The sequence below is a fragment of the Mesorhizobium sp. B2-4-1 genome (assembly GCF_006442185.1).
In the GTDB taxonomy this organism is placed as follows: Bacteria; Pseudomonadota; Alphaproteobacteria; order Rhizobiales; family Rhizobiaceae; genus Mesorhizobium.
This window is the reverse complement of the sequence record NZ_VFVN01000010.1, coordinates 24,165-48,998: the sequence shown is the minus strand read 5'-3', so window position 1 is coordinate 48,998 and position 24,834 is coordinate 24,165. Positions and strand designations below refer to the sequence as shown.

General features: G+C 61.1%; 23 protein-coding genes and 1 pseudogene. 15 read left to right on the top strand and 9 right to left on the bottom strand.

The features are described from left to right. The first annotated feature begins 9 nt into the window (after nucleotides 1–9). The 6 genes and pseudogenes from FJ949_RS23230 to FJ949_RS23205 all read left to right on the top strand — a co-directional run bounded on the left by FJ949_RS23230 (nucleotide 10) and on the right by FJ949_RS23205 (nucleotide 7,255). The gene (locus FJ949_RS23230) at nucleotides 10–1,680 is read left to right on the top strand and encodes a peptide ABC transporter substrate-binding protein (RefSeq protein ID WP_140499533.1); all 1,671 of its coding nucleotides are present in this window, start codon (nucleotides 10–12) and stop codon (nucleotides 1,678–1,680) included. A gap of 80 nt (nucleotides 1,681–1,760) precedes the next feature. Beyond that, nucleotides 1,761–2,711 carry an ABC transporter permease gene (locus FJ949_RS23225; protein ID WP_140499531.1) on the top strand — a complete coding sequence of 317 codons (951 nt, stop codon included), beginning with the start codon at nucleotides 1,761–1,763 and terminating at the stop codon, nucleotides 2,709–2,711. Between the two features lie 32 nt (nucleotides 2,712–2,743). Then, on the top strand, nucleotides 2,744–3,622 hold the full coding sequence (locus FJ949_RS23220; RefSeq protein WP_140499530.1) for an ABC transporter permease: 879 nt from the start codon (nucleotides 2,744–2,746) through the stop codon (nucleotides 3,620–3,622). Between the two features lie 55 nt (nucleotides 3,623–3,677). Next, complete coding sequence (locus tag FJ949_RS23215; protein ID WP_140499527.1) at nucleotides 3,678–4,988, top strand: FAD-binding oxidoreductase; 1,311 nt, start codon at nucleotides 3,678–3,680, stop codon at nucleotides 4,986–4,988. 62 nt (nucleotides 4,989–5,050) lie between these two features. Beyond that, nucleotides 5,051–5,661 (top strand): annotated as a pseudogene (locus FJ949_RS30820) (IS481 family transposase); the annotation flags it as partial. Between the two features lie 271 nt (nucleotides 5,662–5,932). Then, the gene (locus FJ949_RS23205; RefSeq protein WP_140499813.1) at nucleotides 5,933–7,255 is read left to right on the top strand and encodes an FAD-binding oxidoreductase; all 1,323 of its coding nucleotides are present in this window, start codon (nucleotides 5,933–5,935) and stop codon (nucleotides 7,253–7,255) included. A 438-nt stretch (nucleotides 7,256–7,693) separates the two neighbouring features. Here the strand turns inward: FJ949_RS23205 and FJ949_RS23200 are convergent, their stop codons facing one another. Then, entirely contained in the window at nucleotides 7,694–8,632 is a 939-nt protein-coding gene (locus FJ949_RS23200) for an ornithine cyclodeaminase family protein (RefSeq protein ID WP_140499525.1), read from the bottom strand. A 132-nt stretch (nucleotides 8,633–8,764) separates the two neighbouring features. Between FJ949_RS23200 and FJ949_RS23195 the strand changes: the two genes are divergently transcribed. The 5 genes from FJ949_RS23195 (at nucleotide 8,765) to FJ949_RS23175 (ending at nucleotide 13,072) form a co-directional block, all read left to right on the top strand. Beyond that, nucleotides 8,765–9,793: a GNAT family N-acetyltransferase gene (locus tag FJ949_RS23195; protein WP_224646636.1), complete on the top strand. Its 1,029-nt coding sequence runs from the start codon at nucleotides 8,765–8,767 to the stop codon at nucleotides 9,791–9,793. 11 nt (nucleotides 9,794–9,804) lie between these two features. Then, nucleotides 9,805–10,983, top strand: coding sequence for an alanine racemase (locus FJ949_RS23190; protein WP_140499523.1), 1,179 nt, complete (start codon nucleotides 9,805–9,807; stop codon nucleotides 10,981–10,983). Between the two features lie 57 nt (nucleotides 10,984–11,040). Beyond that, nucleotides 11,041–11,232, top strand: a complete 192-nt coding sequence (locus FJ949_RS23185) for a hypothetical protein (protein WP_224646634.1) — start codon at nucleotides 11,041–11,043, stop codon at nucleotides 11,230–11,232. After that, nucleotides 11,229–12,683, top strand: a complete 1,455-nt coding sequence (locus tag FJ949_RS23180; RefSeq protein ID WP_140499521.1) for an aldehyde dehydrogenase family protein — start codon at nucleotides 11,229–11,231, stop codon at nucleotides 12,681–12,683. Before FJ949_RS23185 ends, FJ949_RS23180 begins: the two co-directional genes overlap by 4 nt. A gap of 143 nt (nucleotides 12,684–12,826) precedes the next feature. Further along, entirely contained in the window at nucleotides 12,827–13,072 is a 246-nt protein-coding gene (locus FJ949_RS23175) for a DUF982 domain-containing protein (RefSeq protein WP_140499519.1), read from the top strand. A 252-nt stretch (nucleotides 13,073–13,324) separates the two neighbouring features. On the opposite strand, the gene FJ949_RS23165 is transcribed toward FJ949_RS23175, so the two are convergent. Both FJ949_RS23165 and FJ949_RS23160 read right to left on the bottom strand, forming a co-directional pair. Beyond that, nucleotides 13,325–13,645 carry a hypothetical protein gene (locus tag FJ949_RS23165; protein ID WP_140499517.1) on the bottom strand — a complete coding sequence of 107 codons (321 nt, stop codon included), beginning with the start codon at nucleotides 13,643–13,645 and terminating at the stop codon, nucleotides 13,325–13,327. A 15-nt stretch (nucleotides 13,646–13,660) separates the two neighbouring features. Then, complete coding sequence (locus FJ949_RS23160; RefSeq protein WP_140499515.1) at nucleotides 13,661–13,870, bottom strand: hypothetical protein; 210 nt, start codon at nucleotides 13,868–13,870, stop codon at nucleotides 13,661–13,663. A gap of 958 nt (nucleotides 13,871–14,828) precedes the next feature. On the opposite strand from FJ949_RS23160, the gene FJ949_RS23150 reads away from it, so the two are divergent. The 4 genes from FJ949_RS23150 to FJ949_RS30535 all read left to right on the top strand — a co-directional run bounded on the left by FJ949_RS23150 (nucleotide 14,829) and on the right by FJ949_RS30535 (nucleotide 17,876). Then, nucleotides 14,829–15,038: a hypothetical protein gene (locus FJ949_RS23150; RefSeq protein WP_140499810.1), complete on the top strand. Its 210-nt coding sequence runs from the start codon at nucleotides 14,829–14,831 to the stop codon at nucleotides 15,036–15,038. 696 nt (nucleotides 15,039–15,734) lie between these two features. Next, a complete protein-coding gene (locus FJ949_RS23145) occupies nucleotides 15,735–16,268 on the top strand; it encodes a sigma-70 family RNA polymerase sigma factor (protein WP_140499513.1) in 534 nt (177 codons plus the stop codon). Nucleotides 16,269–16,296: 28 nt separating this feature from the next. Continuing rightward, nucleotides 16,297–17,040, top strand: a complete 744-nt coding sequence (locus FJ949_RS23140) for a hypothetical protein (RefSeq protein ID WP_224646632.1) — start codon at nucleotides 16,297–16,299, stop codon at nucleotides 17,038–17,040. A gap of 548 nt (nucleotides 17,041–17,588) precedes the next feature. After that, entirely contained in the window at nucleotides 17,589–17,876 is a 288-nt protein-coding gene (locus tag FJ949_RS30535) for a hypothetical protein (RefSeq protein ID WP_140736593.1), read from the top strand. Between the two features lie 706 nt (nucleotides 17,877–18,582). Here the strand turns inward: FJ949_RS30535 and FJ949_RS23130 are convergent. The 6 genes from FJ949_RS23130 to FJ949_RS23105 all read right to left on the bottom strand — a co-directional run bounded on the left by FJ949_RS23130 (nucleotide 18,583) and on the right by FJ949_RS23105 (nucleotide 24,567). Continuing rightward, nucleotides 18,583–19,008 carry a hypothetical protein gene (locus FJ949_RS23130; protein WP_140499507.1) on the bottom strand — a complete coding sequence of 142 codons (426 nt, stop codon included), beginning with the start codon at nucleotides 19,006–19,008 and terminating at the stop codon, nucleotides 18,583–18,585. Between the two features lie 809 nt (nucleotides 19,009–19,817). Next, nucleotides 19,818–20,534: an ABC transporter ATP-binding protein gene (locus FJ949_RS23125; RefSeq protein ID WP_140499505.1), complete on the bottom strand. Its 717-nt coding sequence runs from the start codon at nucleotides 20,532–20,534 to the stop codon at nucleotides 19,818–19,820. After that, nucleotides 20,531–21,274, bottom strand: a complete 744-nt coding sequence (locus FJ949_RS23120; protein ID WP_140499503.1) for an ABC transporter ATP-binding protein — start codon at nucleotides 21,272–21,274, stop codon at nucleotides 20,531–20,533. The genes FJ949_RS23125 and FJ949_RS23120 overlap by 4 nt, the downstream gene beginning before the upstream one ends. After that, nucleotides 21,271–22,257 carry a branched-chain amino acid ABC transporter permease gene (locus FJ949_RS23115; RefSeq protein WP_140499501.1) on the bottom strand — a complete coding sequence of 329 codons (987 nt, stop codon included), beginning with the start codon at nucleotides 22,255–22,257 and terminating at the stop codon, nucleotides 21,271–21,273. Before FJ949_RS23115 ends, FJ949_RS23120 begins: the two co-directional genes overlap by 4 nt. An 8-nt stretch (nucleotides 22,258–22,265) precedes the next feature. Further along, the gene (locus FJ949_RS23110; protein ID WP_140499499.1) at nucleotides 22,266–23,138 is read right to left on the bottom strand and encodes a branched-chain amino acid ABC transporter permease; all 873 of its coding nucleotides are present in this window, start codon (nucleotides 23,136–23,138) and stop codon (nucleotides 22,266–22,268) included. A gap of 160 nt (nucleotides 23,139–23,298) precedes the next feature. Continuing rightward, a complete protein-coding gene (locus FJ949_RS23105) occupies nucleotides 23,299–24,567 on the bottom strand; it encodes an ABC transporter substrate-binding protein (protein WP_210239474.1) in 1,269 nt (422 codons plus the stop codon). Between the last annotated feature and the right edge of the window lie 267 nt (nucleotides 24,568–24,834).

Below are 24,834 nucleotides of genomic sequence, written 5' to 3'. Positions count from 1 at the left end.
GGAACTACGATGACCAAAAATGCAACGACTACATCCAACTATTCGAGACGCCAGGCACTCCGACTGATGGCGCTAGGTGGGGCTGCAGGCTTGATCGCGCCCAATCTTCTGGGCAAGTCCGCTTTCGCCAAGACCCCTGCCACGGGCCCGGCCGGTCGCGTCGTCGTCGGCCTCTCACAAGAGCCGACGGTGTTCAATCCGCTGATGGCGCATATCGAAGTCGATGACGCGGTCCATTTCTCGGTTTTCGATGCGTTGGTCAGGATGGATGCCGAAGGTGTCCTTCAGCCGAACCTCGCGGCCGAGGTGCCAAGCCAGAAGAACGGCGGCATTTCGGAGGATGGTCTCAACTGGCGCATCCGGTTACGTGACAATGTTCGCTGGCACGACGGCGAGCCCTTCACGGCCGAGGACGTGAAATTCACCCTTGAGCTCATCACCAACCCGAAATTTCGCGCTTGGCGTACAAGCGGCCATTCGCTCGTGCAGGACATTACGGTGGTTTCGCCCACCGAGATCACCTGGCGGATGAAGGAGGCTTTTGCGCCCTATCTGTCGTTCCTGGCCGAAACCTTCATAGTGCCCAAGCACATCCTGGGGAAAGAGGGCGATCCGAATACAGCGGCGTTCAACCAGGCGCCGATCGGCACCGGCGCTTTCAAGTGGAGCCAACGGGTAGCCGGCGACCATATCGAGCTCGTCGCCAACCCCGAGTATGCCGGCGAGGGCCCCTATGTCGAGCAGCTCATCTTCAAATACATCCCCGATATGACGGTGCTCTACACGCAGTTCAAGAGCGGCGACGTCGACCTGGTCGATCAATCCTACATTACCGCCGACCATTATGCTGAAGCCCGCGAATTGCCAGACCGCGTGGTGACACTGGAGACCGGCGCATCCGTGGAGTCGATCTACCTCAATCTGGGGCGCCCGCAGTTCAAGGACCTGGCAGTGCGCCAGGCGCTTTACGCCGCAATGGACAGGAAAGCGATCGTTGACACGATCTATTACGGCGTGGGCACTCTCACCGAGACCTTCATGCCGAAGGAGTCCTACTACTACAATCCGAACCTGCCCGCGCAGGAATTCAATATGGACCGCGCGCGACAAATTCTGGATGAGGCCGGCTGGGCGCCAGGCCCGGATGGAATTCGCGCCAAGGATGGAGTGCGACTGTCCTTTGCCAATTCGACGACGTCAGGCAACAATCTTCGCGAGCAGACGCAGCAGTTCCTGCAGCAGACGTTTGCCGAGATCGGCGTCGAGATGACGATCTCGAACTTGCCGGCTGCGGTCATGTGGGGCGAATTCTGGCTGAAGTCGCAGTTCGACACCGCCATGGTGGGCGTTACCTATCTGATTGCCGCGGACCCCGACGCCACAAACCGCCTCCATACGAAGGCAATCGCTGCTCAAGGCGGGCACGGTTCGAACACCGGGCAGTATTCCAACCCCGAAGTCGATGCCCTGCTTGAAAAGGGTGCTCGCAGCTTCGATCAGGAAGAGCGGCACGGGATCTATAACCGCGTGCAGGAAGTGGTGCGTCATGATCTGCCCTTCCTGCCGCTGTTAGCGATCACCAACGTGCTCGGACGCAAGGCAGGGTTGGACGGTTTCAAGCCCAATGCCAACACGCGCACCGCGTCGTGGCATGCCGCAGACTGGCGCTGGAAGGCCTGATCCATCCTATTGCCGTCGCCGGATTTCACTGCGGCGACGGCAACAGCCTAAAATCGCCAACCCACAACGGAGGACTCAGAATGCGCGGCTTCCTGCTCAATCGCCTCTCGCAGAGCCTGGTGCTGCTTGTGATCGTTTCGATCATCGGCTTCGGCATTCTGAACCTCCTCCCGGGCGGCCCACTGGCGCAATTCGGGCTCGATCCCGGAATGACCCAGCAGGATATCGAGCGGCTGAAGGGATTGCTTGGCCTCGATCGGCCTATATGGATCCAATACCTGGACTGGGCATGGCGGCTGCTGCAGGGCGACTGGGGACACTCCTTCCGCGACGGAGCGCCGGTATTGCAGATCATTGGCAGCCACGTGTTCGCCACGCTGCTGCTGATGGGATCTTCAACCGTGATTGCGATCTCCATTGGCGCCTGGATTGGAATTCGGGGCGCCACACGCCGCTACTCGCTATTCGACTATCTAGCGACTGTCGGTGCCATGATCGCTTTGTCGGTCCCTACCTTCTGGTTCGGACTCGTCGGCATCTACATCTTTTCCCTGAAGCTGGGCTGGCTGCCCGCGGGCAATATGTCCGAGATCGGAGATGCCTCGATCCTGGGATATCTCCACCATTTGATCCTGCCAAGCATCGTGCTGTCGCTGGTCCATGTCGCGATCTGGAGCCGCTACATGCGGACGGCGACCCTCGACGCCATCAGCCAGGACTTCGTCAAGACGGCTCGGGCCAAGGGATTGAGCGAACGGCGGATTCTGATGAGGCATGTCGTCGGCAACGCACTCTTGCCGATGATTACCTTGGCCGGGATGCAACTTCCCAGTGTTCTCACCGGCGCTCTGGTGACCGAAACCGTCTTTACCTGGCCGGGAATGGGACGGTTGTTCCTGGATAGCCTTGGCTATAGCGACTATCCGGTTGTGATGGGGCTTTTGATGTTCTCGGCCATCCTCGTTCTGCTTGGAAACCTAATCGCCGACATTGTCGTCGCTATTGTCGATCCACGTATTCGCCTGGCTTGAGCGCGCAACTTCCCCGACAGGAGACAGCCGATATGACCGCTCTCACCGCAAATGCAGCTCCAAGCCGATGGACAAACAACCGCGCGGCGCTTCGTTTCATGAGACACCGCCTGGCGCTGCTCGGGTTGGCGATGATCATTTTCCTCGTGCTTGCTTGCGTGCTCGGCCCCCATCTACTGCCTTATGACTCACTGTATATCGATCTGCGGGCCCGCTTTGCCCCACCGCTGACGGGCCACCACTTTCTGGGCACTGATCCGCTTGGCCGCGACCTTGCGGCAAGATTGTTGATGGCGGGACGAATCTCGCTGCTGGTGGGTTTCTTCGCCATGGTGTTGTCGACCCTCGTCGGCACGCTTGTCGGCGTGATCGCCGGCTATCGCGGCGGCTGGATCGGGGCGACGCTGATGCGCACGGTCGATGGCTTCCTGTCGTTCCCTTCGATCTTTCTGCTCCTGGCGCTGGCTGCGGCACTGAAGCCCAGCCCTGTGATGATCACCGTCATCATCGCCCTCACCAGTTGGATGGAGGTTGCCCGTATCGTGGAAGCGGAAGTCCGCTCGTTGCGGGAACGCGAGTTCGTCCTGGCCGGGCGCATGCTGGGATTGAGCGGCACCCACATCATGTTCCGCGAGATACTGCCCAACGCCATGGGACCCATTATCGTTGCTTCCACCCTGACGGTCGCGCGCGCCATTCTGATGGAAGCCTACATCAGCTTCCTGGGCTACGGAATTCAGCCGCCATTGCCCAGCTGGGGCAACATGCTCAACGGCGCCCAGCAATATCTGGGCAGCGCACCTTGGCTGGCCATCATTCCCGGAGCTGCAATCACCATCGCGGTGACCAGTTTCAATTTCATTGGTGACGGACTGCGTGACGCGCTGGACGTCCGGGACGACCATATTTGAAGTGCCGCGAGCGGCCGCTTTCTTAATCCCTGGAACATCAAGAGAAGTCAGTCACGTGCAAGAGCCCAAAGTCGCCGAAAAGAACACGCCCTACTGGTGGGAAGCGGCGCCCGTCATGCCGCTGCCGCGGCAGCCGCTGGCAAAGAAGCTCGATGTGGTGATTGTCGGCGCCGGCTATGCCGGGCTTTCGGCTGGGCTTGTGCTGGCGCGCGAGGGGCGCTCGGTCGCCGCTTTCGATGCGATGCATCCGGGCGAGGGTGCTTCCACGCGCAACGGCGGGATTACGAGCGGCAGCATCCGGCCGGACCATGCCACGATCACCCGGCGCTTCGGTGAAGAGAAGGCCATGGCGATCGAGGCCGAGGGCAAGATCGCGCGCGAATTCCTCTACGACTTCATCAAGACCGAAGGGCTCGACTGCGACTTCCGGCTGGTTGGCCAGTTCAAAGGCGCTTTCGGGTATCAACAGTATGAGATAATGGCGCGTGGCGCCGAGACACTGGCGAAGAAACTGGGGATCCAGTCCTACGCCGTTCCGCATGCCGAGCAGCGAAATTATATCGGCACCGATTTCTACCGCGGTGGAACCGTCCGGATGGACATTGGCGCGCTGCATCCCGCAAAATTCCACGCTGAACTCCTGCGGGTGGCGCTCGGATCCGGGTTGACGGTCCATTCGCATACAGCGGTCAAATCGATCGAGAGGAATGGTTCGGGGTTCCGCGTCACGACACCGGCAGGGACGGTGGATGCACGGCAGGTTCTGGTCTGCACCAATGGCTATACCGACGGCGCCGCTCCGTTCCTGCGTCGCCGCTTGGTTCCGGTCCGCAGCCGGATCATCGTGACCGAGGAACTTGCGCCCGATGTCATGGCGCAACTGATGCCGAAGCTGATGACGATCACCGAAAACCGGCAACTCGGTTTTTATTATCGTCCCTCGCCCGACGGGAAACGCATTCTGCTGGGCGGGCGCGACAGTTCTCGCGTCGGCGATCCGGTGGCGCCGAAACTTCTGCTACGCAAGGGCTTGGTGAACCTTTTCCCGGAATTGGAAAACGTCCGCCTTTCGCATTGCTGGTTCGGCAACGTGGCGATGAACCGCGATATGCTGCCCCGCATCTTCGAGAAGGAAGGTGTGGTCTATGCCACCGGCTTCTGCGGTTCGGGCGTGGTCTGGGCGCCATGGATCGGCATGCGTGCGGCCCACAAGCTGATGAGGCATGGCGAGCAGTCCCGCACGGCGTTCGACTTTCGACCGCCTTCGGCCATCCCGCTCTATCGCGGCGATCCGTGGTTCATGCCTGCGATTATCCAGGGCTACCGGTTGCAGGACCGTATCGCCTTCTGGCGCGCCAGCCGCTGACGGCCAAAGGTGACGGCCTTTTTTGACTATTCGTCGCTGCGGCCCGGCTGGAGGCACCGCGGAGCTTGAGGGCGCTGGCGAAGCGCTATGGAATCAACCAGAAGACCGTCGCGAAGTTGCAGAGTCGAATCTGTGTCCTCGATCTGCCGATTGGGCCGAAGGAGGCGCGGTCGACCCTGCTCACGGTCGATGAAGAGGCCGTCATCGTCGCCTTTTGACGCTATACGCTGCTGCCGCAGGATGACTGCTTCTATGCGTTGCAGCCGACGATCCCGCATCAGGGCAAGCAGCACAAGTTCGTCGCCATCTATCGTACCTCGAAGGGCGCCTTCATGGAATTGCATGAGAAGGCCACCACTGTCGTCTCCCGAGAGTTCCTGCTCCGGCTGATCGCGGCCGTTCCCCATAAGATCCACACAGTGCTCACCGACGATGGAATCAGTTCACCACACCTAATGCCGGAGGCTCGGCCGTGCCGCAGATCAATGAGGCTATCGCCAACGGCGAACGCTTCTGGGCGCACGCCTTCGAATATGCCTGCGCCACGAACGACATCGAGCACCGTACGACTAAGGCCAAGCATTGGACCAATGGACAGGTCGAGAGGATGTACCGCACGATTAAGGACGCCACGGTCAAACGCGTCTACTAGGGAAGTCACGATCAGCTCAGGTAACACCTCGGACTTCTTCGCCGACTACAACTTCGCACGCAGGCTCAAGACCCTCAAGCGCGTTCCAACGGGCTCGCGAAGCGGTTACGCCGCCCTGCGCCGAACTGGAACTCGGTCGGGCTTGAGCAGATCGTATCGGTCAAGGGATCAAGAAACCGCACATCTGGCGAAGTCCTAGATGATTTCGGCACATTCTTTCGAGCGCACGATGCGATGAAGGGCTGATCGGAACTTTGCTTCCGCATTCATGGCAGCCGAGGTTGGTTGGAACATGTCGCCCCGAGTCGAGCGCATTCACAGCGATGAGCGTCTCCCGGCCGAAGTCGACGTCGTCATCGTCGGCGGCGGCATCCTCGGCTCTACGGCCGCCTATTTCCTGGCGAAGCGTGGCCTCTCTGTGGCTCTGCTAGAGAAGGGCCACGTCGCCTGTGAACAATCGAGCCGAAACTGGGGTTGGTGCCGTCAGCAGAACCGCGATCGGCGCGAACTGCCGCTCTCGGTGATCTCCATGCGACTGTGGGACGAGCTGACGCGCGATATCAATCGGGACCTTGGATTTCGACGCTGCGGTCTCGTCTATGCGACTCACGACGAGGCTGTGCTCGCCGGCTGGGAAAGGTGGCGCGAGGTCGCCAGGGAGTACGAGGTCGACACCCGCATGCTGAGCCGGGCGGAGGTGGCCGAGCGCGTCCCCGAAGCACGCGACAAATGGGTCGGCGGGACCTATTCAGACCGGGATGGTAAGGCAGAACCTGCGCTCGCCGCGCCGGCTATCGCCGAAGGGGCCAGAGCTCTGGGCGCCACCATCCACCAGGAATGCGCCGCGCGGGCGCTCGACTTGGCCAATGGCAAGATTGCGGGCGTGCACACGGAGAAGGGCTACATCAGAACCGGCGCGGTGCTGTGCGCCGCTGGCGCCTGGTCCTCGCGCTTCCTTAGGCCGCTCGGGATCAGTTTCCCCCAAGCAAGCATCCGGCAGACCGCGCTGCGTTCCACCCCGACAATCAACATAGGCGAGGCGGTCTCCACACCCTACTGCACGATCACGCGCCGACTGGACGGCAGCTATACGCTTGCGATCAGCGGCAAGGCGAACCTCGAAATCACGCCCCAAGCTATCCGGTATAGCCGGGAATTCATGCCGCAATTCTTGCGTCGCCTAAAGAACGTCAGGCTCGGCATCGGCCAATCGTTCCTTTCGGGGCCGGATTCAATGCCGGCGCTGCTGACCAGCGACGATCGGATCTTCGAACAGAATCGGGTGCTGGATCCTCCACCCTTAAAATGGCTGGTAAGCCAAGTGGTGGAGAGTGTCCGGAAGACCTTCCCCCAACTCGGCGACATAGAGATCGATAGTGCCTGGGGCGGCTTCGTCGATTGCACGCCGGACGCAGTGCCTGTGGTGTCGCAGGTGGACGCGGTGAAAGGTCTCGTCCTCGCGGCGGGCTGCTCGGGCCACGGCTTCGGTTTGGGCCCGGGGCTTGGCTATCTGGCCGCAGAGCTGGTCGTAAACGACACGCCTTGCGTCGATCCTACACCGTTCCGCCTGTCGCGTCTGGTCGACGGCTCGAAGCTGGACATCGCCGCTATCTGAAGATCAGTGGGAAGTCAGGCCTGACGCGCACCAACAAGCGCCGCTATGGCCTGCAGGACAAGATCGCCTGGTGGCGGGCCCAACGCTGACGGCTAAAGCTGGCGGCCCATTGACCATGCGGCGCTGCGGCCCGGCTGAATGATCGCGTCTGCAACGAAGACCATCACATGCACTACATCTCCACACGCGGCCATTGGTTGGGACTAGCCTCAAGGGGGCGATCTACGGCACGAACGTCCATGGCAGAATTCTGATGGCGACGATGACGCTGGTTTCTCACTCAGGCTATCGAATCTGGGACTTGGTTGCCATTCGGTCGTTGGCGGTGGACCGGAGTCTTGAGCTCCATGCGGCGCCATGAACCACGGCTCGGCTGTAAAGGTCTTTTCCAGTGCAGCGGAAAAATTCGTCGGCTGGGATCTGCCGGTGTGAAGGCGGTCAGTGGTGGGACGCTTTCGCGCGGATCAGCGCGTTGGCCATGTAGAGATCCTGGAGAGAGATACCGGAACTGTCGAAGACAGTGATTTCATAGTCGAAGCGGCGTCCGGGGGCACGCCTTTCAATGACGTCGCCGATTGGTGTTATCGCATGCACGCCGGCATCGATCTCGTCGAGCACGTGTTGGAACTCGCCGATCTGGACGGACTGGGAAAGCAGATCACAAAAGAGACGTGCTCTGGGAAATAGTTCTCTCGGCAATTCGCACTTGCCCGGAGCATCCGACCCCATGCTGACGATATGGGTTCCGGGTCCCACCCAAGCGGAATCGAACAGGGCTTCGCGTGAGGGTGTCACTGTGACCACGATGTCGGCTGCGCGGACGGCTTCTTCGGGCAAGGCAGCGCGCGCGTCCAGGCCCCTTCTCGCGATCTGATCGAGAAGAGCGTCGCGCCGTGGTGAAGGCCGGGCGACGACCAGCACGGTTTCGATTGGGCGGATGCGTGCCAGCGCCATCACTTCGAAGCCCGCCTGATTGCCGGCGCCGAATATCGCCAGGACCTTGGCTTGCTTGCGCGCAAGGAAATCGGCAGCAACCGCGTCGGCTGCGGCCGTCCTGTAGGCGTTGACCTTCCCAGCCTCGATAACGGCGCGGAGCCGACCTGAATGCTGATCGAGCAGCACGATTGTGGAGTTGTGGCGGGGAAGGCCACGTGCCGGGTTGCCCGACCAGAAGGAGCCAATTTTCACCCCGGTTAGGTCATCCGACGAACCGGATTTGATTGAGAAGGTATTGGTTGCCTCCTGTGTGCGCCCGAGAACAGCGGGAAAGATCCAGCTCCGCCGCGACGCTGCTGCCACGAAAGCCTCCCGCGCCGCCTCGAAAGCAAGCTCATGCGTGACAAGGGCGGCCGATTCCTCCTCGCTGATGTAGATCATCCAAAGTTCCCCATGTGCGTCAGTCGTTTATCGCTGGTTGCAGCTACGGCGTTACCGAGGCTGAAATCGCACCCCACGGCGAACGATGCGGACCTCAGCCGATCGCAGGGCAACCAGGCGGAGCGATTCTAGGTGCCCGATAGTCCTCGCCTGATTTGCGCAATTTGGGATGCCGAGGAACTGCTTAAAACGAACAATCCCGCTGAATTGAAAGCGCAAAACAGCAGCGAAATCTGTCCGCCGGACGCCACTCTAAGGTGCGACTTCAATCCTGGATCGAATGACAGCGTTGCACTTATGGCAATTGAGCATGGCACAGACATCGTCAGCAACCAGATGGAGCTGATGAAATTGGAGCCCCGCCATTTGCCGGGCGCGCTGAAGCTGTCGCAGGAGATGGGCTGGCCCTATCGCCTGGAGGATTGGGAATTTGCCGCAATGGTTGGAAATGGTCTGGTCCTGGAGCGGGGAGGACACGTGATCGGCACGGCCATGTCCTGGAGCTACGGACCGACCTATGCTTCCGCCGGAATGATCATCGTCACCGGCTCCGCGCAAGGCGGCGGCAACGGCTCCCGGCTCTTTGATGGATTGCTTGCGGCTACACAGGGGCGCCACGTGCTGCTCAATTCGACCGAAGAGGGGCTCGCGCTCTATAAACGGCGTGGCTTCACTGCCTGGGGCACTGTACTTCAGCACCAGGGCCCGCTGACTGTTGCCGTGACGCAGACGACCCCTGACATCCGTCAGGCGACGGTCTTAGACCTCGCGGCAATCCAGGCCTTCGACGAACGGGCCACCGGCATGCCCCGGACGGCGATGGTGGCTGCGCTCGCCGATGCGGGCAAGGTCGTCGTTATCGAGCGCGCGGGGCGGGTTGCCGGCTACGCCATCGCCAGGAAGTTCGGGCGCGGCTATGTTGTCGGCCCCTGTGCGGCCGAAAGCGTGGAGGACGCGCGGCTTCTGATCCTGGCCCAGCTTTCGAAGCTTCGCGATCAATTCGTTCGCATCGACGTCTATGCCGAGGATGGATTGGGCGACTGGCTTGAGAGCCTCGGCCTCAAGCGGACCGGCAGTGCCACCGCTATGGTCAAAGGGCAACGACCCGTTTCTGACGGGCTGGCCCACATGTACGCATTGGCAAACCAGTCGTTCATTTAGGAAACAAGGTCATGGACAATAGGGCGGCAAATCTATCAGGGAGCGCGACGGCGAAGAGTATCGACGCCCTTGTGACGCCGACCCTGCTGCTGGACCGCGGACGGCTCGGACGCAACATTCAACGCCTCGCTGAACGCGCCAAGAAGCTCGGCGTGGTGCTGCGTCCGCACATGAAGACGGCCAAGAGCATCGACGTCGCTTGCGACGTGTTTCCACAGGGACCCGGTCCCATCACGGTCTCGACCGTCGCCGAGGCGGCGTATTTCGCGGACCACGGCTTTCGCGACATCACCTATGCCGTCGGCATCTCGCCGGCTTCGGCAAGGCGCGCCATGGAGCTTTGTCGCCGTACCGGCGCCGATGTGAAGCTGCTTCTCGATTGCGTGGACCAGGCCGACGCCCTGGCCCGAGTGCGCGAAGCCACCGGCATGACGCCCTCGGTCCTCATCGAACTGGACTGCGACTACCATCGCGGTGGCTTGAGGCAGGACGACCCAAGATTGCTCGACGTGGCCAACAGGGTTGTCGCTGCCGGTGCCAAGCTCGTCGGCGTTCTCGCTCACGCGGGCGAATCCTACGGCTTGAACACACCCAATGCGCTGGTCAAGGCAGCGGAGAACGAGCGTTCAGCCGCCGTGCGCGCCGCTGAAATCCTGCGCGCTTATGGCCACGCCTGTCCGGTCGTCAGCGTCGGCTCGACGCCGACAGCGCATTTCGCCCAGAACCTGGAGGGTGTCACGGAGCTGCGCGCCGGCGTCTACATGTTCTTCGATCTCGTCCAGCATGGGGTTGGCGTCTGCGACCGCGACGATCTCGCAATTTCCGTTTTAGCCACCGTTATCGGCTCCAAGCCGGAAAATGGATGGGTGCTGGTTGACGCTGGGTGGATGGCGCTATCGCGCGACCGGGGAACCGCAAACCAGCAGATCGACCAGGGTTACGGCGTGGTCTGCGACGAAAAGGGGCGCGTGCTTGAAGATGTGATTGTGGCCCAGGCCAGCCAGGAACACGGTATCCTCTCCATTCGTGCCGGTTCCGGGAAATCCATGCCCGAACTGCCGCTCGGGTCTCGGGTCCGGATCCTGCCCAACCATGCGTGCGCGATGGCTGCCCAGCATGACTTCTACAGCGTCGTCAACGGGGACAGCCCCAAGATTGAAACGCGTTGGGAGCGGATGCGCGGCTGGTAGACGCGCGAACACACGCCTCGGACGAGCCCACTCTAATCAGCACTGGCGGTCAAGAAAATGAAATTTGCCTCTTACTGGTTGGATAAGTCGACGCTGATAGGCAGCACCATGACTGATGTCATGGATGGGCGCCCCGACCTGAACCTCTGGAAGGATTTCGAATGGCCAGCGATACCCGGCTATTTCGGGCGCCCCTGGTTCCTGCCGGTTCTGGGTGCCTATTCCCGTATTAAGGATCTTGTCGCGTGATCCCGCCCCTCGAACATCTGTCGCGCAACGGCCACCTGGACAAGTTCTTCATCGACGGTCGATGGGCCGAGCCACGCGGCACCGCCAAGGGCTTGGTGGTGAACCCCTCCACCGAAGAGGTTGTGGCTCGGTTTCCGCTCGGAAACAGCTTGGACGTGGATGCGGCCGTTGCAACGGCCCGCCGGGCATTCGCCGCCTGGAGCCGGACCACACCGGAATATCGTGCCGGTCTGCTCGACCGCCTGCAGGCGCTGGTCGAGGCGCGCAGTGAACTGCTTGCGCAATGCCTCACCCTCGAAATGGGCGCGGCGATTGGATATGCGCGCACCGCCCAGGTGCCGCTGGCGATCGCGCATATCAAGGTCGCTCGCGATGTGGTGACAGCCTTTCCCTTCGTCAAGCAGCGGGGCCAAACCGCCGTCACCCACGAACCGATCGGTGTCTGCGCCTTGATCACGCCATGGAATTGGCCCCTTTACCAGATCACCGCCAAGGTTTCGCCCGCGCTCGCGGCAGGCTGCACGGTCGTGTTGAAGCCGAGCGAGCTTTCTCCCCTGGACGCTCTGCTGTTCGCCGAGGCGATCGAGGAAGCCGGCTTCCCTGCCGGCGTTTTCAACCTCGTGCAGGGTGATGGTCCGGGCGTAGGTGCTTGTCTCGCCTCCCATCCCGATGTCGACATGATCTCCATTACCGGGTCCACCCGCGCGGGCATTGCGGTGGCCCAGGCGGCAGCGCCGACGGTCAAGCGTGTCGCGCAGGAGCTCGGCGGCAAGTCGCCCAACGTGATCCTGCCGGACGCCGATCTCGACCGCGCCGTTTCCCTGGGCGTAGCCGCCGCCTTCCGCAATCTCGGCCAGTCATGCAGCGCTCCGACACGCATGATCGTGCCACGTCCGCTGCTCACCGAGATTGAGGCAATCGCCAAGAGGGTCGCGGCCCAGATCGTCATTGGCGATCCTCTTTGCGAAGCCACCACTCACGGTGCGATCGCCAATCGTGCCCAATTCGACCGCATCCAAACCATGATCGGCGTCGGCATATCGGAAGGCGCCAAGGTCGTCATCGGCGGACCTGGTCGTGCACACGATCTGAACGTCGGCCTCTATGTGAAGCCGACGATCTTTTCGGCCGTGCGCACTAACATGCGCATTGCACAGGAAGAGGTTTTCGGTCCAGTTCTCTGCATCATCCCCTACGACACAGTTGATGAGGCCGTCAGCATTGCCAATGACACGGTCTATGGTCTGGGAGCCCATGTGCAGGGCAATGATATGGACGCCGTCAGAGACGTCGCATCGCGCATTCGCTCCGGTCAGGTGCATCTCAACTACCCGGCCTGGGATCCGCACGCGCCGTTTGGCGGTTTCAAGCAGTCCGGAAACGGACGCGAATATGGGATCGAGGGCATGCTGGAATATCTGGAGGTCAAATCCATCCTCGGCTATTTCTAGGCGATCTTTGCCCGGCGCAGAGGCGCGCCGTCGGAGCCATTCATGCCAAGAGTACAAGAGACCGACGGTGAATTGGTCGAGATCATCATGAACGAAGCCAAGTTTCGCGGCCAGTTCGTCCTGTTCGACCTCAGAGAGCCTTTATGAGCCTCCATTGGTTCAATCCCCCGGTCTCTATCAGGACTGGCAAGCCTGGCATGACGTATAGCTGCAACAACGTCGAGGGTGCAGCTCGGGAGCTCATGGGGTGGAACGATCGCGGCCCCAAATGGGACCTTGCGGTACGCGCCTGCCTGTCCTGTTTGGCTGGCGACATGACACCTGAGGATGTCCGCCAGGCGTTCATTGCCGCTGCTGAGGAGGGAGGCAAGCTGCTTGCCAGCGGTTGAGACTATAGCTTACTCCATGTCTGGCACGTCGCCACCCACAAACAGCGTCGTCGGCTCCCGTATTCGCGCAGTACCGGGTTGGCTTCACGCGACCTCGCAATGACGCCGGCATGGTTCCCCGCCAAGTCCTTGCGGTCCATATCGCCCGATCTCCAGTCGGCTGGTCCGAAGACAGGCCGGAGGTCGCCAGTCTCATCGCGGCCAAAGGCGGTGACGACGATTAGCTTCGGGGCTTTATGTTGCGGCATCAGGTTATCTGAGATGGGGGTCCTCTTTGGGCTGGAGCAAGAGCCGGTGGACGTTGAGCGGTGGAGGGGGCAGAACCTCGGTCATCTCGAATAGAGGCACCGATAGGCCGCCTTGCTCTGGCGCTGTGTGCTTTGACTTAAGGTCCGCTATTTCCTCGTCGCGTCTGGCAATTCGGCTTTCCAGATTGGCGATACGCTCAGTCAGCAAATACCGTCCAACAGCGAAGCCGCCGCCTCCAAACAGCACGGCAAACGTGGCAAAGGCTGCCGGGTTGGCCGCTACCAGCGCAGAGTTACTCTCAATGAAAGCGATAAGGTCATGCATTGAGGGTTGTCTGTCTCACCCCAGCACAGGCGGCGTAGGATCGAAGCTGATCGCCACGAGCCCCGGATGCCTGTGAGCGAGGGCGAGGATCTGTGTCTCAAGCTCGCAGTTGTAAGCCATGAGCGCCTTTACGGTCTCAAGGGGCGTTTCGTAGCGGGCGATGAGCTTCTCCGCCTCCGCGTGTAGTTCGGCTTTGGTTTCGGCGTCCAGGTGCATCGTGGCCATTGCAGTATTTTCCTAACGGGTTGCTCTGCGGGGTGCCGAGCGCGCGTCAAGGCGGTCCTGAAGGTAACCGTTGAGAACGATCATTTCCTTGAGGGCCTTCATCAACGTCGCCCTTGTGTACGGCAACGAACCTGTCGACGGTGGCTTGAAGGGCAGCCTCTTGCCGGCTGTCGAGTGACACAACGCAATCCACCTGAACGCCTCCTAATGTCGTGGACAGTGAACAAAAATGGAACAAAACTGTCAAGAGTGAAATGACTAGACGAGGAATAAATCCCTTTTTTTGGGCTCTGCCTGACAGGGATGGAAGACGGAAGCGCGGGCCGCACGCCGACACCTGAAGCGTGCGCGTCAGTGCCTTCATGGGCATGATCAAGTGAGCAGAGAAACGGTTGAGAGAATCGATGGGATGATCATAGCCCTGGCCGCGGAGGAGTGCTCTTTGTTTGCTTCCTCTTCCCCTTCGGCCATCGAACGACGCGGAACTCTGAGGCCGCCTCGTCCCTTTAAGGCATAGCTCTACCTGCTGAAGGCAACCAGGATGCCGAGCTCTTCCTGCATGGCGCCATGTGGCCCTCGATGCAGGAACTCGCAGTCCATCGAGGGGCCCCCGCTGGCTCCCGCCGGCGGGCTCTTCAGTCACCCAGCGAAACGAAGCCGCTTCCGGCAAGTCCGGAGACTAAAGGAGGTTCCGATGAGAGAGCACGGCGGCGGACCCGAAGATGACGAGGGCATGCAGTTGCTTGCTCGGCGGCTGGCTTGAGAGGTCGGCATCCCGGAACGAGAACCGCGCGGTCAAGCTCATTGGTACCGACTGGAGTTCTTTGGGCGCGAAGCCCGTTTCCTGAAAAACCAGCGCTGGCCATTGTGATCTCGGCCAGGATCGCTGCCCTTGAAGGTCTTGCACGGCCGGAGGTCTTGCTGCATGTTTTCGGTGTTGGATTCCCGGGAGAAAATCATGCCAATTCAACAAAAGGCGGCGGAGGCCGGTATTTTCGACGCATCTGAGTTGGCACTGCTTGGGCGGGTTTTCGACAACCTTAAGCTAGGCAACCCATCGCCGGATGAGCGCGAGTTCATTGCCTCCCGAATTATCGCGAATTACATGGCAGGTGTGGTCGACGAGGCGGAGTTGGTTTTGCTCTCGAAGCAGCCGCTTGGCCGTTAGCCAACTCGCGGAACTTACCGCCTGCCCAGTTTTTGCGCTTCGGGGCCTTGTCGGTCTTTTTCTTTGACGCGAACAACGCACTCTTTCCGAAGTTGGAGCGCCGGAAGCTTCGCAGCGATACTCCCAGCTTCCGCAGCCCGTCTCGCCCACGGCAATGGCTTGCGGCTGTGGTATCCGAGTCGGCAGGCAGAATGATAACCATTCGCGCCTGACGCCTCGGGAAGAGCGGTCTTCCCGCTACCAGAAACACAGAGCGCATAGCGCCAAGACTGCGGCGAAGGTGTTTGCTGTGAACTCGCCAAGTTGCATGACCATCCTCGTAAGGGACACGCGGTTAGACGAGTACCCGAAGATACCGACGAACAAGGGATCTTATTCCACGGTGCTTCGCAAAGGGCGGCAAAAAGATCGATTGGAATGGAATAATATCGGGCACAGCTCAGTAGATGGCCCAAGAACGAGCGTGAACGGAAATGCGTGGCGCGTAAACCGATCGTCACGATGATACAGGGAGCGGTAGCGAGTGCTGGAGGGTGGCTTGCCTCTCGCAGCTTGCAGGCGGGAGGAGCACGCTCCCATCGGCCCAGCGGTTGCCTGTCCCTGTCCCTGACCGCTGGGCCGATCCTCGGGTTTTCGGCCGGCAGACGATGAGTCCGAGTTGGAAATGGCGCTCGGGCTAACGCAGTATGAGACGGGATGAAAACGACGATCGACGTCATACCGCATCTGGAGGATCTTTGGCGCTACGGCCGGGTGCTCACAGGCAACGATTCCGACGCCGACGATCTGGTGCAGGAGGCCCTCGCCCGTGCGCTGTCGATGGCGGGCGGCTATGACACCTCCAGACCGCTGCTTCCCTGGCTGATACGGATCGTTCGGAACACTTTTTTGACCGGCGCTAGCCAGGCCAATGCCGACCGACGACGCTTGGCGTCCATCGCGGACATGTCCGACACTGCGTGGCCGCCATCGCAAGAACATTGCGCCGAGCTCTCCAAAGTCGGAAGGGCGCTCGCGCGAATGCCGGCCGATCAGGCCGAAATACTCCATCTGGTTGGAGTGCTGGGCTTTACCTACTCCGAAGCGGCCGAACTGCTTGGAGTGCCGCCAGGAACCGTGATGTCCCGGCTTAGCCGAGCTCGCGCTGCCTTGAAGCACAACATGGAAAATTTGGACGATGGAGCTTCCCCTCATTTGAAGGTCGTGGGAGGGCGTTATGTGGCCCGATAATCGTGTTTCGCAAGAGGATATCGGCCGCTTGCTGGATGGCGAGCTGTCGCCGTCGCAGAGATCCGAGCTGGAAGCCAGGCTTGCCCGCGATCCGGAACAGGCGGCAGAGGTTTTTGCCCACGCGCAGCGCATGGAAGCGTTGCGCAAGTCCCAACCCCGGCGGTTGTTTCCGCCCAGCGTGAGCCTGAAGAAAGCCAGGCAGCTGGAGAGGGCGTTTCGCCGCAGGAAGATGTTCACATTGCTCAGACTTCAAGTCGCGGCCGTCGCGCTGGTTGCGATCGGGTGGTCGGCCAACTCGCTGACCGTGCCGCTTCGCCAGGGAGGCAAGACAGCCGATGAGACCTTCATCCTGGCCGCCCGAGATGCCTTGCGGGTGGCACAACTGAATGCAGGTCCGGAGACGGGCACCGAGCCGAAGCAGGACAAGATCGAGCGACTGGTTGGCGCCGTCAACGTCAGCATGCCGACCCTTCCATCGGTATGGGTTGTGAAGGATGTCCAAGTACAGCCTTGGAACGGACAGCAAAGCCTGGTCGTGACGGCCGACACACCAAGCGTCGGTCGGATCACACTTGTCGCGGCTCCGATGAACGGCGAGGACGCCGTTTCGCCGACCACAGCGACCGACGGTCGCGTCCCGACAGTCTATTGGCAATCGGGAGGCACAGCCTACGCCCTGATGGGCTCGGCCGCGCCGGACCGGCTTGAGGTGGAAGCAAAGCAAATCGAAGTGGCAACGCGAAGAAACGTCTCTGCGAAGATCAGGGGCTAAAAGGTTGGCAATGGCAGAGGGAAACATATGCGCTCAGCAATTGGTCTATGGAACTCCGTACCGTTCGTGATCAGTTGGAAAGGTACAGGTTGGACTTGCTTTGATCGGTCGGCGACGGCCAGCGCGCCGATAGCAAAGACAGAGCAATGAACGTCCTGTCATTCGAAAGGCGGTATTTTCCCGCCACGTGCCCTGTCTGCACCGGCACGGCGCTCGAGGCCGACGTCACTCTTCGCAAGATCGAATTCCAATGTGCGTCTTGCGGAGGTTTCGAGATCACTTCCGCCGCGCGCTCTGCAATGAAAGGGCTGTCGCAGGAAAACCGTTCACTGTGGTTGTCGCAAGCTAGGCAACAGGGTTCCACGATTCCGCTGGTTGCTTGCGCAAACGAGACCCTCCTAACCGACCACTTTGATGACACAGGCTGATGTCCAAGGAAGTGCGACCGCGCGGGCACTTCCTGACGGCCCGGCACCAGGCTGGGGTGGTGTCGGGCCGTTTGCATCTTGGCGCAATGAGTTCCATCCCAGGGTCCTATTCTTGATATCGTGACGATCACCATGCGCAGATTGGAAGAGTACGAGGAAATTGGTCTCATAGGGTATCCCGGTGACGGAGAGTACATCGCCGTTCTGCGAGACAGCGAGCGCCAGAACTGGCTGCTCGGCGGTGAACGGTGTGGGCTGAACGGGACCCTCCTGGCGCATCAAGCAGCGGCTCTGCCCAGGTACTACCCGCACGGATCTCGCCTCGTTCTGGTGACGATAAGAGACAATTGGATTGTTGCGCTCCGGGACTACGGCGGCGCGGAAAACAGCCAAAACGCCAACGGATGATCGCGAGAAGGGCCTTGACTGCTGGGAAGAAGGATACGGCCAGGCGGCACACCGATCTTCAGGCCGCGGCCATGCTACGTGCTTCGACGATAGCCTTTGATGTGCGCACTGAAACGGCAATTTCGGAAGTCGCCGCCGAGATGAGCCTCGATCGGTTGGAGGTCATTCGCCTTGCGCTTCGAGAATGGCTGGCGATGCGCAAAAGCCTGCGCTTTCCCTCGGACATCCCGGAGTAGTTCATCATCCCTGGCTGAGGCAAGCCATGCCGCACAGGCACGTCAAGGCCGGCACAGTCTGGACTTCTACGAGCCGATCAACGTCCTCAAGCCCGTGGCCTCGATCTGGATTGTCGATGGACCTGAAATCAGGTTCGGCGTGGGCTGGCTGAAATTCCCCTTTTCAACACGCATAACGATCCTTCGGCCGCGCTGTGGCGAGCTGGTCCTGCATTCGTCTGTGAGATCTTGCGTCTGTGAGATCTTGCCCAAACTGCGATCGGGGATCGGAATGCTGGGATCAATTCGGTTCCTGGTTGCGCCGAACTGGTTTCACCGTTGGTGCCTGCCTGATTGGAAAGCTGCTGTCTCCCCAGATATGCTGGTGGCCACCGGCACCGGCCCTTGAAGCCACGCTTCATACATGGTCGCGCCTCCATTGCGACGGTCGCGCGACATAGCGCTGCCTGGCGAAAGTCCAAGATCGGCAATCAGCTCTTGGTGTTGTCCTGAGCTACGCTGTTCGCCGGGATTGTGTCCATCGCTGCCAATTTGTCCGCACATAGATCTGCGGCGCCTGGCACATCCTTCTTCATGCCGGCCGGTTTGACCCACCCTCCATCGCTGATGAAGCTGTCTCTCTGGTAGGAAGACGTATCCTTCAGCTTGGCCAGGTTGTCGCTCGCGTTGGACGCAGTGATGAATTTTTCCACACAAAGATTGGCCGCCAGTTCAGCCTTGGCCTTGATGGCGGATGTATTCGCCATTTCCGATGCCGTCCCTGCCGTCGTCCAGCCACCGGCGGTGAAGCCGACGATCATCGTCAATACAGCAGCACCCACTAGCGACCAAAACCAAAGTGTCTTGGAAGGTTGGTATTCGTCGAAGCGTTGCGACAGTGTTCGATCGGTTGTCATAGTTTCCTCCTTTTGAGATACGCTCTTCGTTTCAGGGTGATTTCCGCAGCCGTGGGCCGACAGTGGCCGGAATTCGAGCGATCATCGGCAGGACAATGCTCCCCGGCAAGATCGATCCAGTTCAGGAAACAGGGCAGGGGGATGCAGGGTCCGATTGGCAGCACTTTCGGGCGCGAGCACGTGGGCGCCGATCCTCTATCGTCCTCACCCATCTCCCGCACTCTGGCGCCTGAGACGACGTGCTTGAGCACCCGGAAATTTCCCAAAACGGCAAGAGCGGACAAACTTCACCTCGATGCTGCATATACCGAGCCTGCCGCCAAACTATTCCAAGCTAGTCTCGATTATGTGAAGTCGCGGTAGGCTCCGTCGCCAATAGCCGGAGCTGACGACATGGCGCAAACGGCGCCCTCATAGGATTGAGGCCCCGCAAACAGCCCGGTCAACTACGTCGGCAATCAACGGGAGGTGAATGGCTGCTCAGCAACTCCTTGCCTGGAAGCTGACGATCGGATTGCAGTCCCACCGCAGTCATCCAGTGGCAGATCAGTTGGATATCCGGCAACGTCCATAACCATCATCTTTTTTTGCTGGTCTGCGGGCATCTGATCGATCAGTTCGGCGCGCTACGGCTCCTGCTTCTCCATCTCATTCGATTGGCCGCTTCTTCAGCGGGTGTGGCGCGGATTGAGCAACCGGTTCCGCGAGGGGTAACAGAAAGGGCCAAAGGCTCTAATCGCCACTGGATCACAGTGCAGTGGCAGGTCAGGAAATAGCAATCCCCGACCGCAAGAGCAGAACTGCAAATCTCACGCTCCGCCCATATAGATGTCCATGATCTGCCGGTCGTCGCGCACGTCCTGAGGCCTTCCCTCGAAGCGCCTTTCGCCGGCCGCCAAGATGTAAAGTTTGTCTGCAATGGGCATGGCCTCGCGGATATTCTGCTCCACCATCACGATGCCGATGCCACCCGAGGTGAGGGTGGTAACGCGTTCGAGCGTCTCAATGACCATGGCCGGCGATAGTCCAGCGGAAGGCTCGTCGAGCAGAATGAAGCGCGGTTGCGAGACCAGCGCTCGCGCCAGCGCAAGCATTGCCTGCTCGCCGCCTGAAAGCGAACCGGCCGCGGTGCGCCGCCGCCGCGCCAAAGAGGGATATTGCTCGATCAGCGCCTCGATGCGCTGCTCGACTAACCGGCGGTCCGCGATGGCGTAGCCACCCATACGCAAATTTTCCATCACCGTCAGGCGTGGGAACACGCCGCCGCCCTGGGGCATCAGCACGAGCCCTTCGCGCACTATCTCATGAACGGCAAGGTTGGAGAGCGTTGTATCGCCCAGGCTCGCCCTGCCGCTCCACACCGGCAGCGCGCCGGCAATGGCCTTGAGCAAGGTCGACTTGCCACACCCGTTCGGTCCGAAGATGCAGGTGATCTTGCCAGCCTCCGCATTAAGCGAGACACCGTGGACGATCTCCTGCTTGCCATAGCCGGTGACGATGTTTTCTGCCGTGAGCGTGGCGCTCATTGCGGCCGCCCCAGATAGGTCTGCATGACTTCCGAGTCGCGAACAATGTCGTCGAACGAGCCGCTAGCCACGACACGGCCTGCGTCCATCACGATGATGCGGTCGCACACATTGCGCACCATCTCCATGTCGTGCTCGATGATCAGGAAGGTGACGCCGCGCTTGCGCAGCCGCGCGATGGCCTCAACGATAATATTCCGGATATTTGGATGCACGCCCGCCGTCACCTCGTCGAGCAGAATGAGCGAGGCCTGGCGCATGATGACGCGCCCGAACTCCAGCAGTTTCTGCTGGCCGCCCGAAACGTCGGAGGCGCGATTGTCGGCGACATGGTCCAGCTTCAGCAGCGCCAGTGTTTCGGCCGCCCGTTCACGCGCGCCCTGCCAATGGCCCTCGGCCGCTGCTGCCAGTAGGTTTTCTATGACGGTCATATTGTCGAACATGGCCGGAATCTGGAAGGTGCGGACAAGCCCCAGCCGCGCGATAACGTGAGTCTTTCGGCCGCCGATCTCGTGACCGTCGAAGCGGATCTGGCCGCGATCAGGGGTGACCGCGCCCGATACCAGGCTGAACAGTGTCGACTTGCCCGACCCGTTAGGCCCGATCAGGCCGGCGATCTCGTGCCGAGCGACATCCACGGAGACACCGTTGACGGCTTTGATGCCGCCGAAATGGCGGTAGAGTTCGCGCACGACGAGGATAGGGTCGCCGGCAGCCGTTCTGCTGTCGGCCACGCTCACTTGGGCCCTCCCTGGTCACCGCCGATCAGCTTGCCGACCGCCTTGTCCAGCACGGCGCCGGAGTTGGCGGCGCGCGTCGAAAACAGGCCGGCGATGCCGTTCGGCATGAACAGCACCACCAGCACGATGGCCGCGCCCAATATGGCGATATAGAAGGCGGTGTCGCCCCAATACATCCAGATCAGCCGGTTGACGACGAACAGCCCCACGCCGCCCAGTGCCGGCCCCCACAGGCTGCCCAGCCCGCCCAGCAGCACCATGACCACCATCTGGTCGGTGATGTCGCCGCCGAAGACGCTCTTCGGATTGATAAAGGTGACCCAGTAGGCGAAGATCGCGCCGAACACGGAGGCGGTGACGGCGCTGAGCACAAAGGTCTGCAGCTTGACCAGCGAAGTGTTGATGCCCATTGCCTCGGCCGCCAGTTCGTGGTCGCGCAGCGCCTTGACCTTCAGCCCAAAACGTGAGCGCTCGAACAGCGCCCAGGTGATTAGGTAGGTCAGCGCCGCTGCGGCGAACATGGCGAAGTAGAAGAAGCGCTCATCGAGAAACGGCGGCAGTCCAATTCCGCCGATGCCGCCGGTGAAGTCCATCACCGAGGCGAACTGGATAAGCACCTCGGCGAAGGCCCAGGTGGCTATGGCGAAATAAGCGCCACGCAGGCGGAGCGTCGGCGCTCCGATTATGATGGCAAACAGCGCTGTCACAACCATACCGGCGGGGACGGTGGCGAAGAAGGGCCAGGCGAGCTTGTCGCCCATCAGCAGCGCGGTGACGTAGGCGCCGAGCCCGAAAAAGGCCGAATGGCCGAAATTGATGTAGCCGGCATAGCCGCCAAGTATGTTCCAAGAGCAGGCCAGCCCCGCCCACATCAGTGCGCCGGTGGCGATACGCAGCCAATAGTTGTTGACCAGCATCGGCAGCAGCGCCAACACGCCGATCACCGCGATCAGCAGGAGGACGCCGGCCCAGCGTGGGTTCATGTCCGGTCTCACAAGCCGTGCCGCAGGATCCCGCGCGGGGATACGAGCAGGACGAGGAACAGCGTGGCGAATATCGCCAACAGTGAATAGCTCGACCCGACATAGGTCGCAACGAAGGCTTCGATGACGCCGAGCAGCAGCGCGGCGACAAGGGCACCGCCGACGGAGCCTAAGCCGGCAAGCACAGCCACGAAGAATGCGAACAGCGTATAGCGCAGGCCGACCTCCGGATTGACTGAAAAAATTGCACCCATCAACACACCGGCCATGGCAGTGATGCCTGCATAGAGTCCGTAAACATTGGCGCTTAGGCGGCGGATGTCGACGCCCATCAGCGCCGCGTTCTGCCGGTTTTCGGCCGTCGCTCGGATCGCCAATCCATAGCGGGTGCGGTAGAGGAATATGAACAGTCCGCTGGCGATGGCGACCGCGAACACCGCCGCCGCCACGCGGATCAGCGGCACCGTCAACGGGCCGACGGCGAGGCTCTCGCCGCTCAAGGCCGTCGGAACGCTGTGGGTATTGAAGCCCCACGCGGTCAGCATGCCGCCGCGCAGCAGCGTGAACAATCCGAAGGTCAGCGCCAGCGCCATCAATTCCGGCCGCGCCGTGCGGCTGTTGCGGACATTGTAGAGGATCGGCCCGATCAGATAGCCGATGGCGCCGAACAGCACGAAGGCGACCGGGATCGCAAGGAATCCGTCGACGCCCAGTCCAGCGGCCATGTAGTAGCCGAGATAGCCACCCAGTACGACCCAGCCGCCCACGGCGAAATCGATGACGTGCAGCACGCCGAAAGCGAGCTGGAATCCGATCGTAAAGGTGGCGATGACGCCGCCGATCAGAAGGCCGTTCAGCAAGGTCTGTAGGAAAAGATCCAAGGTGCAAACCGTCCCTCAGTAGGCAAGCGAAAGAGCGGGAATGCCATGGCGAGGCGAGCGCGCTCAACGGCATGGTCCGTCATTTTCCGCGCACGCGCAACCGTGGTTCCGCCTGGCAGAGTGATGGCGACGAGGCCGCCCACACCCTGTCCAAAACCGCCTATTTCCAGGCCGGCAGCGGGTAGGTGAGGTCTGCTGCCGCGGCTTCCTTCGGCCCCACCGCCACGGTCTTGCCACCCTGAATCTGGATCAGCACCGGCACCGGCTGGACGTTGTCGTGGTAGTGGTTGCCTTCCTTCTCGAACTTGATCGGCCCATAGAAGGTCTGGATGTCGGTGGCGGCTATCGCGTCCTTCAGAGCCACCCTGTCTTCGGGCGTGAGCGCCGGCTTCTTGCCAAGCCGCTTGACGGCATCGCCGAAAACGAGTCCGCTGGCCGCGCAGGCCGCTTCGGTATAGTCGGGCTCGTGTCCAGACTTCTTTTGCGCCATCTCGGCAAACTGCCTTGCGGTGCCGAAGACGTCGTCCTTGTACGGCACCGATGGCAGCCACACGGAGACGCCGCAGGTGCCGTCGGCGTCAGCGGCAAGCGCCTGGGCAAAGGCCGGGTCGGTGACGCCATAGTGCATTATCAGCGCCTTGGGCCGGAAGTTGAGCGACTTCGAGGTCTTGACGACGTTGATCAGCGGCTCCTCATGGCCGCCGACGGCGACGATGTCGGGGTTGAGCGCTGCGATCTTGGAGATGACCGGGGTCAGGTCGCCCGAGGCCGGTACCAATTCGTAGGCGACGAGTTCCAGTCCGGCTTCCTTGGCCCCGTCGCGAAAACCTTCGCCGGTTTCCTTCGAGAAGGGCTCGTTGACACCAATCACTGCAATCGTCTTGGCCGCTGGGTTGGACAGTTTCGCCAGTACGGCCAGCGACTTGCCTGCGGTGGTGTCGACGGCCGGGATGATGCCGAAGTTGAATTCCGGCTTGGCCTTCCAGACGTTTGGCGATTCCGCGGAGCCGGAAATCATTGGCACCTGGTACTTCTGGCAGATCGGCTGCACGGCGATGGTCGAGCCGCTGGTGTAGGGGCCGAACAGCACATCAACCTCGTTCTGCACGATCAGGCGCTCGGCGGCATCGGCTCCCGTCGCCGGGTTGCTCTGGTCGTCACCGTAGAACATGTCGACCTTGAAACGCTGGCCGGCGACCTCGACGCCGCCCTTGGCGTTTATGGCCTCTGCCCAGAGATCGTAACCGCGCTTGGTCAGGTTGCCACCGAGTATGTTCTCGCCCGACAGCGAGGTGATGACACCGGCCTTGAAGGTCGCCACCTGCGCGCGTGCCGTTCGCACGAACGGTATCCCCAACGTGCCGGCCGCCAAGGCGACGGCGCTGCCGCCGAGGAACCGGCGGCGAGAAACTTTGCTTTTGATGGACATCATTCAACTCCCTTTGTCCGACTGTCAGATTGGAAACCGATGATGTTCTTGTTCATACCACAAGACGCGGTTGTGCGGCCAGGAAGATTGCCTCACGAGGCGGCTTTGGGTCCGAGCGGTCTTCGCTGGATCGAAAAGACGGAGAGCTTTGCGGGAGCTACAGGAGGGTTGAGGATGAGAAGGACGGTTCACACCGAGCAAACGGGGTGGCGCCCAGGCTGAAGGAACGGGCTGGCACGACAGGCCGAGGTTCTCGTAGAGCGTGAC

Bases quoted from the DNA above. Each gene is read 5' to 3' on its own strand.
- FJ949_RS23230 (WP_140499533.1), top strand. From the start codon at position 10: ATGACCAAAAATGCAACGACTACATCCAACTATTCGAGACGCCAGGCA.
- FJ949_RS23225 (WP_140499531.1), top strand. From the start codon at position 1,761: ATGCGCGGCTTCCTGCTCAATCGCCTCTCGCAGAGCCTGGTGCTGCTT.
- FJ949_RS23220 (WP_140499530.1), top strand. From the start codon at position 2,744: ATGACCGCTCTCACCGCAAATGCAGCTCCAAGCCGATGGACAAACAAC.
- FJ949_RS23205 (WP_140499813.1), top strand. From the start codon at position 5,933: ATGTCGCCCCGAGTCGAGCGCATTCACAGCGATGAGCGTCTCCCGGCC.
- FJ949_RS23200 (WP_140499525.1), bottom strand. From the start codon at position 8,632: ATGATCTACATCAGCGAGGAGGAATCGGCCGCCCTTGTCACGCATGAG.
- FJ949_RS23190 (WP_140499523.1), top strand. From the start codon at position 9,805: ATGGACAATAGGGCGGCAAATCTATCAGGGAGCGCGACGGCGAAGAGT.
- FJ949_RS23185 (WP_224646634.1), top strand. From the start codon at position 11,041: ATGAAATTTGCCTCTTACTGGTTGGATAAGTCGACGCTGATAGGCAGC.
- FJ949_RS23175 (WP_140499519.1), top strand. From the start codon at position 12,827: ATGAGCCTCCATTGGTTCAATCCCCCGGTCTCTATCAGGACTGGCAAG.
- FJ949_RS23165 (WP_140499517.1), bottom strand. From the start codon at position 13,645: ATGCATGACCTTATCGCTTTCATTGAGAGTAACTCTGCGCTGGTAGCG.
- FJ949_RS23160 (WP_140499515.1), bottom strand. From the start codon at position 13,870: ATGGCCACGATGCACCTGGACGCCGAAACCAAAGCCGAACTACACGCG.
- FJ949_RS23150 (WP_140499810.1), top strand. From the start codon at position 14,829: ATGCCAATTCAACAAAAGGCGGCGGAGGCCGGTATTTTCGACGCATCT.
- FJ949_RS23145 (WP_140499513.1), top strand. From the start codon at position 15,735: ATGAAAACGACGATCGACGTCATACCGCATCTGGAGGATCTTTGGCGC.
- FJ949_RS23130 (WP_140499507.1), bottom strand. From the start codon at position 19,008: ATGACAACCGATCGAACACTGTCGCAACGCTTCGACGAATACCAACCT.
- FJ949_RS23125 (WP_140499505.1), bottom strand. From the start codon at position 20,534: ATGAGCGCCACGCTCACGGCAGAAAACATCGTCACCGGCTATGGCAAG.
- FJ949_RS23115 (WP_140499501.1), bottom strand. From the start codon at position 22,257: ATGAACCCACGCTGGGCCGGCGTCCTCCTGCTGATCGCGGTGATCGGC.
- FJ949_RS23105 (WP_210239474.1), bottom strand. From the start codon at position 24,567: ATGTCCATCAAAAGCAAAGTTTCTCGCCGCCGGTTCCTCGGCGGCAGC.